At 66.4% G+C, this 10,303-nt stretch carries 8 protein-coding genes, 3 tRNA genes and 1 pseudogene; 6 read left to right on the top strand and 6 right to left on the bottom strand.

The window, feature by feature from the left end:
- On the bottom strand, window positions 1–830 hold an 830-nt coding region (locus LH128_RS11010; RefSeq protein WP_008829701.1), incomplete at its 3' end, for a protein-disulfide reductase DsbD domain-containing protein.
- 98 nt (window positions 831–928) lie between these two features.
- Here LH128_RS11010 and LH128_RS11005 point away from each other — a divergent pair.
- From LH128_RS11005 to LH128_RS10990, 4 genes are all read left to right on the top strand, one after another.
- The gene (locus LH128_RS11005) at window positions 929–2,599 is read left to right on the top strand and encodes an alkaline phosphatase family protein (protein WP_008829700.1); all 1,671 of its coding nucleotides are present in this window, start codon (window positions 929–931) and stop codon (window positions 2,597–2,599) included.
- On the top strand, window positions 2,596–3,837 hold the full coding sequence (locus LH128_RS11000) for an FAD-dependent monooxygenase (protein ID WP_008829699.1): 1,242 nt from the start codon (window positions 2,596–2,598) through the stop codon (window positions 3,835–3,837). The genes LH128_RS11005 and LH128_RS11000 overlap by 4 nt, the downstream gene beginning before the upstream one ends.
- Before the next feature lie 202 nt (window positions 3,838–4,039).
- Window positions 4,040–4,897 (top strand): class I SAM-dependent methyltransferase, encoded by an 858-nt coding sequence (locus LH128_RS10995; RefSeq protein ID WP_327195135.1) that lies wholly within the window; start codon window positions 4,040–4,042, stop codon window positions 4,895–4,897.
- A 229-nt stretch (window positions 4,898–5,126) separates the two neighbouring features.
- Window positions 5,127–5,327: a secretion chaperone CsaA gene (locus LH128_RS10990; protein WP_008829697.1), complete on the top strand. Its 201-nt coding sequence runs from the start codon at window positions 5,127–5,129 to the stop codon at window positions 5,325–5,327.
- 131 nt (window positions 5,328–5,458) lie between these two features.
- Here the strand turns inward: LH128_RS10990 and LH128_RS10985 are convergent, their stop codons facing one another.
- Both LH128_RS10985 and LH128_RS10980 read right to left on the bottom strand, forming a co-directional pair.
- Complete coding sequence (locus tag LH128_RS10985; RefSeq protein WP_008829696.1) at window positions 5,459–6,637, bottom strand: TonB-dependent receptor plug domain-containing protein; 1,179 nt, start codon at window positions 6,635–6,637, stop codon at window positions 5,459–5,461.
- Between the two features lie 544 nt (window positions 6,638–7,181).
- Window positions 7,182–7,255 (bottom strand) — tRNA-Gly (locus tag LH128_RS10980).
- Between the two features lie 158 nt (window positions 7,256–7,413).
- Here LH128_RS10980 and LH128_RS34500 point away from each other — a divergent pair.
- Window positions 7,414–7,604, top strand: a pseudogene (locus LH128_RS34500) (IS5/IS1182 family transposase); the annotation flags it as partial.
- A 57-nt stretch (window positions 7,605–7,661) separates the two neighbouring features.
- Here LH128_RS34500 and LH128_RS10970 read toward each other — a convergent pair.
- Together LH128_RS10970 and LH128_RS10965 are read right to left on the bottom strand one after the other, a co-directional pair.
- Window positions 7,662–7,737, bottom strand: a tRNA-Thr gene (locus LH128_RS10970).
- Window positions 7,738–7,842: 105 nt separating this feature from the next.
- Window positions 7,843–7,918 (bottom strand) — tRNA-Val (locus LH128_RS10965).
- 169 nt (window positions 7,919–8,087) lie between these two features.
- On the opposite strand from LH128_RS10965, the gene LH128_RS10960 reads away from it, so the two are divergent.
- The gene (locus LH128_RS10960; RefSeq protein ID WP_327195134.1) at window positions 8,088–9,839 is read left to right on the top strand and encodes an SLC13 family permease; all 1,752 of its coding nucleotides are present in this window, start codon (window positions 8,088–8,090) and stop codon (window positions 9,837–9,839) included.
- A gap of 25 nt (window positions 9,840–9,864) precedes the next feature.
- Here LH128_RS10960 and LH128_RS10955 read toward each other — a convergent pair.
- On the bottom strand, window positions 9,865–10,303 hold a 439-nt coding region (locus LH128_RS10955; RefSeq protein WP_008829693.1), incomplete at its 5' end, for a DoxX family protein.

The following is a 10,303-nucleotide window of genomic DNA, read 5'->3' as shown; positions in this document are numbered from 1 at the left end:
ACCGGGCCGGGTCTGGCGGTGAGGGTGATGCCGTTGCCTGCGGCGTCGAGACGCAGGACGGCGTCGATTCCTGCGGCATTCTGCGGGGCGAAGCGGGCGCGGGGGATCGTTACCAGCAGCATGTCGCCCTTGCGTGCGAAGGCTTGCGGAGCAGCATAGTCGATCAGTTTGTCCTGGCCGACGAAGAGGTGCGGGGCCTCCAGCGGCACCGACGCCGGGAGCGGGATGGCAAGGCGCAACGTCTTGTCATTCAACGCAAAAGCGGCCGGCGTATCGAGCGGCGCGGGCAGGCGCTGGGTCCACGTGTCGAAGCGCGGATCATGCGGCGCACCGGCCGGGATCTCGGCCGCGAGTTCGGCGCGTTCGGGGACGCAGATCTGTTCAGTGCAGGCCAGCCACTGGGCCTTCACGTGCACGGGAATCCGCCCTTTTCCGGCAGGAACCGTGACTGGGACCAGCACCGCGTACTCGCTTTCGTAGACGTGGTTCATCAGGCCCTGAACCACCAGCGTCTGCGGCACCGGATAGCGCGGCTGCCCCGTCTTCACGCCCTCGGGCACGTCCCACGACAGCTGCATCCCTAGGCCTGCATCGCCCGGATTGAGCCAGTATCCGTGCCACCCCGCCTCGGGCGTCATGCGGATGGCGAGGGTGGCTTTCCCGTCTTTCACCGGCCCGGCGAGCAGCTCCGCCGCGATATGCGTAGGGGCATGGGGGGGCGCCGCGCGGGCGGGCACCGAAACGGCACCCAACAGGACCATAAAGGCACCCAGCAGCACCATGAGGTGACACAGAACTGTCACAGGCAGTCGGTAGCGGCGCTTTTGCATGGTGCTCCGTGAGGTTAGGCGAGTCTTGCGCCTGATCGACGATCGCGTCATCGCTGCATCTGCATCCAACGCTCGGACATTTCAAGGAACCTCCCCCGATGCGCCTCCCGCTCTCCTCGCTCGTTGTCGCTCTTGCGCTCGGCGCTTCCGCTCCCGTCTTCGCGCAGGAGGCCGCTCCGGCCCCGGCGGCACAGGCCGCTCCGCAGACCCCGCCCAGGCTGATTGTCGCGATCTCGGTCGACCAGTTCTCGGCCGACTTGTTCCAGCAGTATCGCGAGCGCTATTCGCAGGGCCTTAACCGCCTGCTGCAGGGCGCGGTGTTCCCCTCGGGCTTCCAATCGCATGCCGCGACCGAGACCTGCCCCGGCCACTCAACGTTGCTGACCGGTGTGCACCCCAACCGCACCGGCATCGTCGCCAACGACTGGTACGTTCCGGGCATCGCCCGCGCCGACAAGAAGGTCTATTGTTCCGAGGACGAGACCGACCCGAAGAGCAGCTCGGAAGATTCGGTCATCAAGCCGGACCACCTGATGGTGCCGACGCTGGGCGATCTGCTCAAGGCGAAGAACCCCAGGTCCCTCAACGCCGCCGTCTCGTTCAAGGACCGCGCGGTGGTGATGATGGGCGGCCACACCACCGATGCCGCCTACTGGATCAAGGGCAAGGGCTTCGTCACCTACGAGGATCGCAAGGTCTCCCCCGCCGTTGTCGCGGAAAACCAGGCGATCGCCGCCGCGGTCAATGCGGGCGCGCCCGAACTGCCGGTGCCGGGCTGGTGCGGCGGCGTCGACCATGCGATCCAGATGGGCGGCTTCACCATCGGCACGTATCGCTTCCCGCTGAAGGCCGGCGATTTCAAGGGCTTCTTCAACAGCCCGCGCACTGACGAGATGACCACCGACATGGCCATCCGCCTGCTCGACGAGATGCCGCTGGGCAAGGACGATGTGCCCGACGTGCTCTCGGTCAGCTATTCGGCCACCGACAAGGTCGGCCACGCCTACGGCAACGAGGGCGTCGAGATGTGCATCCAGATGAACGTTCTGGACCAGACCATCGGCAAGCTGCTGGGGGCGCTGGATGCGCGCGGGATCGACTATGCGGTCGTGCTCAGCGCTGACCATGGCGGCGCCGACGCGCCCGAGCGCATGAAGCTGCAGGGCGTGCCCGAGGCCAGCCGCCTCGACCCCTCGCTGACCGATGACGCGCTCTCCGCCTCGGTAGGCAAGGCGACCGGGATCACCGTGAAGGAAGGCCCGCTGCTCTACGGTGCGGGCGCTTCGGGCGACATCTGGCTGAACGCCGGGCTCACCGCAAAGCAGCGGCAGAAGGTCATCGCCGAACTGGTGTCGCAGCTGAAGGCCAACCCGCAGATCTCGGGCGTCTATACCGCCGAGGAACTGAAGAAGGTCAAGGTGCCCGCCGGTCACCCGCAGGACTGGACCGAGATCGAGCGCGTCGCCGCCTCGTTCTACCCCGGCCGCTCGGGCGAAGTGCTGATGATGACGAAGCGCGCCGTCGTGCCGGGCACCAAGCCCGTCCCCGGCTACACCGCCACCCACGGCAGCCCGTGGGACTACGACCGCCGCGTGCCGATGCTGTTCTGGCGGGGGGGGATGCCCTCCATGGAGCAGGCGCAGCCGGTCGAGACGGTGGACATCGCCCCGACCCTCGCCGCGCTGGTGGGCCTGAGCGAACCGGCGGGTACATGGGATGGAAGGTGCCTCGACATCTACGCCGGGGAGGCCGATAGCTGCTCGCGATGAGCGACTCGAATACGACTGGCACGGCGCCCGAAAGGCGCGATCTTATCATCCTGGGCGGCGGTCTCGTCGGCATGACGCTGGCGCTTGCCGCCGCCCGGGCGGGCATCACCGCCCACGTGGTCGACCGCGCCGATCCGGCCGATCTGGTGGCCGAGGGCGCGGACGGCCGCGCCTCGGCGATCTCGACCGCGAGCTGGAACCTGTTCACCAACATCGGCCTCGCGCCGGCGCTGGAGAAGCTGGGTTGCCCGATCGCCTCGATCGCGGTGACCGATGGCATGAAGCCCGGCCGCATCGACTTCACGCCCAAGGCCGAGGAAGGCACTTTGGGCCGCATGTTCGCCAACCGCGACTTGCGCATCGCGCTGTTCGATGCGGCGCGGCAGGAACCGAACATCGCCTGGCACGTGCGCACCGAAGCCGTGCGCAAGGATCGCGGCGCTCACGGCGTCGAGGTGGAACTCTCTGACGGCCAGGTTATCCGGGGCTCGCTGCTGATCGCGGCGGAAGGGCGCCAGTCGCCGACGCGCGACGAGGCTGGTTTCGCGCTGGCGAAGTGGGAATACCACCACCGCGCCTTCGTCACCGGGCTGTTCCACGAAAAGCCGCATGACGGCACCGCCTGGGAAATCTTCTACCCGGCCGGGCCGTTCGCGCTGCTGCCGCTGCTCGACGATGCACAGGGCCGCCACCGCAGCGCGCTGGTCTGGACCGTCGCGGAAAAGGATGCGGCGGGCGTCAGCGCCATGCCGGATGCGATGTTCGTGAACGAAGTGTTCGAGCGCATGCACGGCGTGTTCGGCAAGATCGAGCTGTCGGCCCCGCGCATGAGCTATCCCTTGCGCTTCCACCACGCCGGGCGCGTGGTCGAGGAGCGCCTCGCGGTGATCGGCGATGCTGCTCACGGCATGCACCCGATCGCCGGGCAGGGCCTGAACCTGGGCCTGCGCGATGTCGGCGCGCTGGTGGAAGTGCTGACAGACGGCATGCGCCTCGGCCTCGAACCCGGCGACGCGCAGATGCTGGCGCGCTATGAGAAGTGGCGCAGCCTCGACAGCCTGATGGTCATGGCCGCGACCGACGGGCTGACCCGCCTGTTCGGCATTCCCGGCCGCACGGCCAGCGCCGTGCGCCGCCTCGGAATGGGCGCGGTGCAGCGCACGCCGCTGCTCAAGCGCTTCTTCATGGACGAGGCGCGGGGCATGTCGGGCAAGCTGCCGGAGCTGCTGCAGGCGTAAGCGCGGCGATGCGCCAAGTGCTGCCGCTCCCTTCATCATCCCCTTGAACCCCTTTCCGTCATTCCCGCCTTCGCGGGAATGACCAAGGTGTGGCGCAGCTCATTTGCGCTCGCACTTCTGCTTTCGCGCGCGGGCGGCGGGTGCGGTGACTTGTTCTCTTAGTCTATTCGGTCTAGTTGATAATCATTCGCAACTGGGAGTGATGATGACGAAACCGGCGGTCTATCAGGTCAGCGACTGGAGCGGCAGCAGCGGTGATCGCTGGGCAAGCAACCAGCGCCGCCTCGATGCGATGCTCGAGGTTTTCGGGGAGGCGGCAATCGCGGCAGCCGATCCTCGGGCTGGCGAGCATGTGCTCGACATCGGGTGCGGAGCGGGGGCGTCCAGCTTCGTGCTGGCCGACCGCGTTGGGCCCGAGGGCCAGGTGCTGGGCCTCGACATATCGCCGCAACTGATCGAGCGCGCGCGTGAACTGGGTGAAGGCGCGGTGGACTTCGCGCTGGACGACGCGGCCACGGCGGAGCTTGCCGTGCAGGCCTACCACCTGCTGTTTTCGCGCTTCGGAGTGATGTTCTTCGCCGATCCCGCCGCCGCCTTCACGCATATGCGAGCGGCCTTGAAAACCGGCGGAAGGCTGGCTTTCGTGTGTTGGCGCGGCGCGGCCGAGAACGACTGGGTGCGGCTGCCGATGGGCGCCATCCGGGACATTCTGCCGCCGCCGCCCGCGCCCGACCCGGAAGCGCCCGGTCCGTTCTCCTTCGGCGATGCGGCAAGGGTGGAGCGTCTGCTGGTCGAGGCAGGCTTCACCGGCATTGCGATAGCCCCCTTCGACGCCGAAATCCCCTTCGGCGAAGGTCCCTCTCGCGAGGCTGCGATCGACGATGCGGTGCAGATGGCCTTCGAGGTCGGCCCGCTTTCGCGCGCGCTGGCCGATCAGGACGAAACCGTGCGCGCCCGCTGCGCATCCGCCGTCCACGCCGCCTTCGCCGCGCGCCCCGGCGAGCGCTCGGTCATGATCGACGGCGCGGCATGGATCGTCACCGCGCGCAATCCGGGCTAGCCTGCGGGAAGTGGATACTGCCGTGGCGGTCCGGGCCGGCGCCGGTTCGCGCGCTGGGCAAGCCGGGAATCCCGCGTCGAACCACGCATTTGCGCCGCGCGGACCCGCAAAGCAGAATCCACCGCGCCGCGATCGCAAAACGGGATAAGTCGCGGTCGTCCCCTGCGCAATCGGCCATTATCGCGAACGCCTGCACCTACAACACAAGGGGTCAAAGCAGGAGAACGCAATGAACATGCAATCGCTGCTGGGGCAGGATGCGCCGCAGGATCTGCTGGGCACGCAAGTCTGCTGCGTCGTCAACTTCGCGGCGCGAAATATCGCGGGCTTCTGCTCCGAAGTGCTGATCCTCGGCGCGCCGGGAGAGGGGCGGGACGTGATCGTCGTCACTCCGCGTTCGGTGGTCGAAAACGGCGCGGCGCTGTTCTGAGGGTGTGGGCCGGTGCCGCGAAGTTAGCCTCCAGCGAATTTCCAAACGATCTCGGACTTCAAAAAAATGGCCCGGAACGCTGGGGGTTCCGGGCCGAGTGGGAGGGTTTCCGCTGAGGCGGTCTCCCGCCGTCAGATCTTGAAGTTGAGCCGGGCGTAGTAGTAGCCGCCCTGCCAGGGCACGACGCCATCGACGTAAGTGCGGCCGTTGGTGTCGTCGATGCGGTTGACGTCCGGATAGTTGTCGAAGATGTCGCGCGCGCCCAGCGTCAGGGTCAGGCGCTCCATCAGCGGCATCGAGACTTCGGCGTCGAACAGGGTCTCGGTGCCGTACTTCTGGATCGCATGGCTCGCCGCCGTCGTCTGGCGCGACCACGGTCCGAAGAAGTTGGTGCGCAGCATGACGGAGACGGGGCCGATCTGCTGGTTGATCGTGGCATTGGCGCGCGACTTCGGATCATTGTGCTCGAAGTTGTAGAGCGTCGTGGAATCGAAGCTGACGGTCGAAACCAGAACCTTGTCCACCTTGTAGGAATTGGTGTTGAAGGCCGCCGTCAGGTTGGTGGAGCCGATGTCCAGCCAGTCGGCGCGGTAGGAGGCCACCACGTCGAGGCCCTCGGTCGTGGAATCGATGGCGTTCTGGTAGAACTGGATGCGGTCGATCGAATCCGCGCCGACGATCCCGGCATCGACCATCGCCTGCTTGATCGCGCTCGTCACCACGATCTGCGAGCTGGTGTAGAGCTGGTCGTAGAGCTTGATGCGATAGGCATCGACCGTCAGCGTGAAGTTCGGCGCCGGGGTCAGCGTGAAGCCCACTGAGTAGTTCTTCGACCGCTCGGGCTTCAGGGGATTGGCGCCCAGATACTGCGCCACCGCGTTCGAGGTCGGGTAGAGGCCGACGTTGAGCTGGACGCCGCCGACGGTCTGGATCGAGGTCTGCGTCATGTTGATCTGCCCGGCTGTGGGGGCGCGGAAGCCGGTGCCGATCGACCCGCGCGGGCCCAGCCAGTCAGTCAGGTTGTAGCGCGTCGCCGCCTTCCACACGAGCTTGCTGCCGAACATCCGGCAGTTCTCGAAGCGGGTGGCGAGGTCGAGGAACCAACGGTCGGTGATGTCACTGGTGACTTCGCCGTAAAGCGACTTGTTGTTCGTCGTCCAGCGTCCGGAAGCGGCGGGCGAGATGCCGGTAATGCCGTTCGAGCCGGGCTGGAGGACGTTATACACCGGGTCGCTGGCGCTGGTGCAGTTGATGCCCTGGTTCGTGGGCGCATTGGCGGTCAGCGTACCTGCGCGCCGCCGTGGCGACATGAGCGAGGCCGGACACGATCTATGACTTGCGCGCAAGGGGGCAGTGGCACTCCGCAGCCGGGGTTCTGATGCTGAACCGGCCGGGTCGCGCACAGACGAAGAAGCACCGCCCGACGATCCCCGTTGCGCGCCAGTTCGCGCCGTGGCTCGACGAAGCGATGGAGCGCGAGAACTACCTGCCAGTCTCGACGATCAAGCATGGATGGAACGCCATGCGCCTGCACCTCGGGTTGCCGGGCGATGCCGAGGCTGGCGAGAAGCTGGTGCGTCGCAGCGTCGCGACGATCTGCCGCCGCACCATTGGTGAGGCGAATTGGGTTCAGGGCAAGATGATGCTCGGGCACAACAAGTCTGAGATTTCGGACATCTACGCGGTGCCAGACCCGGCCAACCTCGGCCTAGCGCTGGCAGCGACAGAATCGCTGATAGACGAGATTGAAAAGCGTGTTCCGGGAGCGTTTTACCGCGCCGTTACCGCGCGAAATCGCTATGCGCCCCGCATTGAAGGTGGTATAAAAGGTGAGATTTCTGCTGATTTAAAGGCTGGAGCGGGTGAAGGGAATCGAACCCTCGTATTCAGCTTGGGAAGCTGCTGCTCTACCATTGAGCTACACCCGCAAACCGGCGGAATTCCGTCAGTTCGGTTGATCGGCTGATTCCGGTTTTACAACTAGTCCGTTCAACCGTTTCGCTCCTGCCACAAGCCGCTCGGTCCGGTCAACATAATGATGCCGAATACGTTTGACCGGAACCGGTCGAAGGACCGCCTCTTCACCCAGAGGGCCGAGTACCAGACGGTTGTGATCGACGCGACCTATCTCAAGGCCCACCGCACGGCTTGCGGCTTGCGGCTTTCGGGTAAAAGGGGGATTTGGGCGCCTGATCGGACGGGCCAGGGGGCATGAATATCAAGTTTCACGCCCATACCGATGCCAATGATCGCTCCTTGAGCTTTCTCATCACGGCCTGCCCGACGACTTGCCGAAGCCTTTACGAAGGTGGTGCGCTTACGTGACGGAAAAAGTGGTGCCGCTTACGTGACTCGAACACGTGACCCCATCATTACGAATGATGTGCTCTACCAACTGAGCTAAAGCGGCATGCCTTGCAGGCAGGCGCGGCGTTTACATGCGGACGGCGCTCCGTGCAATCGCATTTCGCGCATTTTTTTCACCAATCCGGAAACCGCTGATTTGCCGGATAAATGGTGGGCGGTGAGGGGCTCGAACCCCCGACCCTCTCGGTGTAAACGAGATGCTCTACCAACTGAGCTAACCGCCCGCGCCTTGCGCTGGAGGCGCTATTGGCGCTTCGCGGGCTCGACGTCAATGGTGCAACGTGGCCTGGCTGGCACCGAGGCGCTTCCCGCGCATTTCTTCCATGCACTCCCGCCTGCTTCCGAGGCCCGATGACCTTTCAGCAATATCTGTCTATCGCCCTGCTTTGCAGCATGATGGCCCTCTTCATCTGGGGCCGCTTCCGCTACGACGTTACTGCAGTCATCGCCCTGTTGGCCGGCTTGGCACTGGGGCTCGTCAGCCCCGAGAAGGCGTTCGCCGGTTTTGCCGACGATATCGTCATCATCGTCGGCTCGGCGCTCGTGCTTTCGGCTGCGGTGCAGCGGTCGGGGCTGATCGAGAAAGCCGTGGCATGGGCGGGCCGGTGGCTGGGGCGCACGGGATCGCAACTGCTGGTGCTCACGGCGTCAGTGGGCCTCGCCTCGGGGCTCATCAAGAATATCGGCGCGCTGGCGATGCTGATGCCTGCCGCCGGGCAACTCGGCCGCAAAAGCGGAACCAACCCCTCGCGTTTTCTCATGCCGATGTCGTTCGCCGCCCTGCTGGGCGGGCTGACAACGCTGGTTGGGACCTCGCCCAACATCATCGTCAGCCGGGTACGCGAGCAGATGACAGGCGAGCCGTTCGCGATGTTCGACTACCTGCCGACCGGGCTCGGCCTGCTGGCCATCGGGCTGGTCTTCCTGCGCCTGTGCTACCGCCTGCTCCCGGCCGACCGGCGCGCGGTGGCGACGATGGGCGAGGCGCTCGACATCGCCGACTACACGATCGAAGCCCGGGTCCGCGAGGATGCCCCGGTGGTGGGGAACACCGTTGCGGCTTTCCTGAGAGAGCATGACGGCGAGGTCGATGTGACGGCGGTGCTGCGTCATGGCCTCTCCGGTGAGGTTCGGCCGGACCTCGTGCTGGTGGAGGACGACGTGCTGATCCTTGCAGGCGAGCCCGATGCGCTGGAGCGCGCGGTCGCGGCGGGTGGCCTGGATCCCAGCGGCCGTGACGCGGACGACGACGGGGCCGAGAGCGAGCATACGGCGCGCGCCCGCGACGACGTGGGCGTGATCGAGGGTGTCGTCACCGCGCGCTCCGCGCTGGCGGGAAGTTCGGCAAGCCGGTTGATGCTGCGCGAGCGCATGGGGCTGCGCCTCGTCGCCATCTCGCGAGAGGGGGAGAGCCTGCGCGCCAAGCCGGCCAGCATTCTGATGCAGCCCGGCGACGTGATCGTGCTGCAAGGAGCGCTTTCCGCCATGCCGGGAAGGCTGCGGCAGCTTGGCGTGCTGCCGCTGGCGCAGCGTCAGATCGCGCTGGGAGCGACGCGCAAGGGCTGGCTGGCGGTCGGAATTCTTGCCGCTGCGATGCTGGCGACGGCGACCGGGCTGGTGCCGGTGGCCGCGGCCTTTTTCGCCGGAGCGGGCCTCGTGGTCATCACCGGAGCCCTGTCTGTCGACGACGCCTACGAGGCCGTGGAATGGCCGATCCTCATCATGCTGGGGGCGCTGATCCCGGTGAGCGGGACGCTTCAATCGACCGGGGCTTCCGATGTCATGGCGACGGGGCTGGCGGCACTCGCGCGCGACATGCCGCCATGGGGTGCGGTGGCGCTGGTGCTGGCGGCGTCGATGGCGGTGACGCCGTTCCTCAACAATGCCGCGACGGTGCTGGTCATGGCGCCGATCTCGGCCGTGTTCGCCGGCGATCTCGGCTATCGGCCCGATGCGTTTCTGATGGCGACCGCGATCGGCGCGGGATGCGATTTCCTGACGCCGATCGGGCACCAGTGCAATACGCTGGTCATGGGGCCGGGGGGCTATCGTTTCGGCGACTACGCGCGGCTTGGGGCACCGCTCTCGCTGCTGGTGCTGGTGCTGGGCACGCCGCTGATCATTCACTTCTGGCCGCTGCGGTAGTCCGCAGCGGCAAGGCCCATCGACTTTACCAGTCGAACCAGCGGCGGTTGCGCCAGCCTGTACGGCGCACTTCGGGCACGCCGTCGTGGTTGACGTCGGTGACAACGGTGCGCGGTTCATGCGCCGTCTGTCCCTGCGCCAGCACATCGGCGCGGGCTTCGGCACGGGCGGCACGCAATTCGGCGTCGCGTACGCGCGCATCCGCGTCGCGCGCGGCGATCTCGCCCCGGCGCTCGCGGGCGATGGCGTAGTAGTGGCTCCACATCTGGCTATGCGCGAAGGCCAGCGCGAGGCCGCCGATGATCGCAAGGTTCTTGAGCGCCATGACCCGCTGCATCGGGTCGCCGAACTGCGCGTGGAAGAACAGGATCGTCAGCGCGGTGAACCCGGCCAGCAGCACCGCCACCAGCCGCACCATGAACCCGGCGGCAAGGCACAGCCCCGCCAGCAGTTCGAACAGCCCG

The organism is Sphingomonas sp. LH128, from assembly GCF_000293195.2.
GTDB lineage: Bacteria > Pseudomonadota > Alphaproteobacteria > Sphingomonadales > Sphingomonadaceae > Novosphingobium > Novosphingobium resinovorum_A.
The sequence above is the reverse complement of the archived record's forward strand: the minus strand, read 5'-3'. Positions and strand labels throughout refer to the sequence as shown.

Bases quoted from the DNA above. Each gene is read 5' to 3' on its own strand.
- LH128_RS10985 (WP_008829696.1), bottom strand. From the start codon at position 6,637: ATGTCGCCACGGCGGCGCGCAGGTACGCTGACCGCCAATGCGCCCACG.
- LH128_RS10995 (WP_327195135.1), top strand. From the start codon at position 4,040: ATGATGACGAAACCGGCGGTCTATCAGGTCAGCGACTGGAGCGGCAGC.
- LH128_RS10990 (WP_008829697.1), top strand. From the start codon at position 5,127: ATGAACATGCAATCGCTGCTGGGGCAGGATGCGCCGCAGGATCTGCTG.
- LH128_RS10960 (WP_327195134.1), top strand. From the start codon at position 8,088: ATGATGGCCCTCTTCATCTGGGGCCGCTTCCGCTACGACGTTACTGCA.
- LH128_RS11005 (WP_008829700.1), top strand. From the start codon at position 929: ATGCGCCTCCCGCTCTCCTCGCTCGTTGTCGCTCTTGCGCTCGGCGCT.
- LH128_RS11000 (WP_008829699.1), top strand. From the start codon at position 2,596: ATGAGCGACTCGAATACGACTGGCACGGCGCCCGAAAGGCGCGATCTT.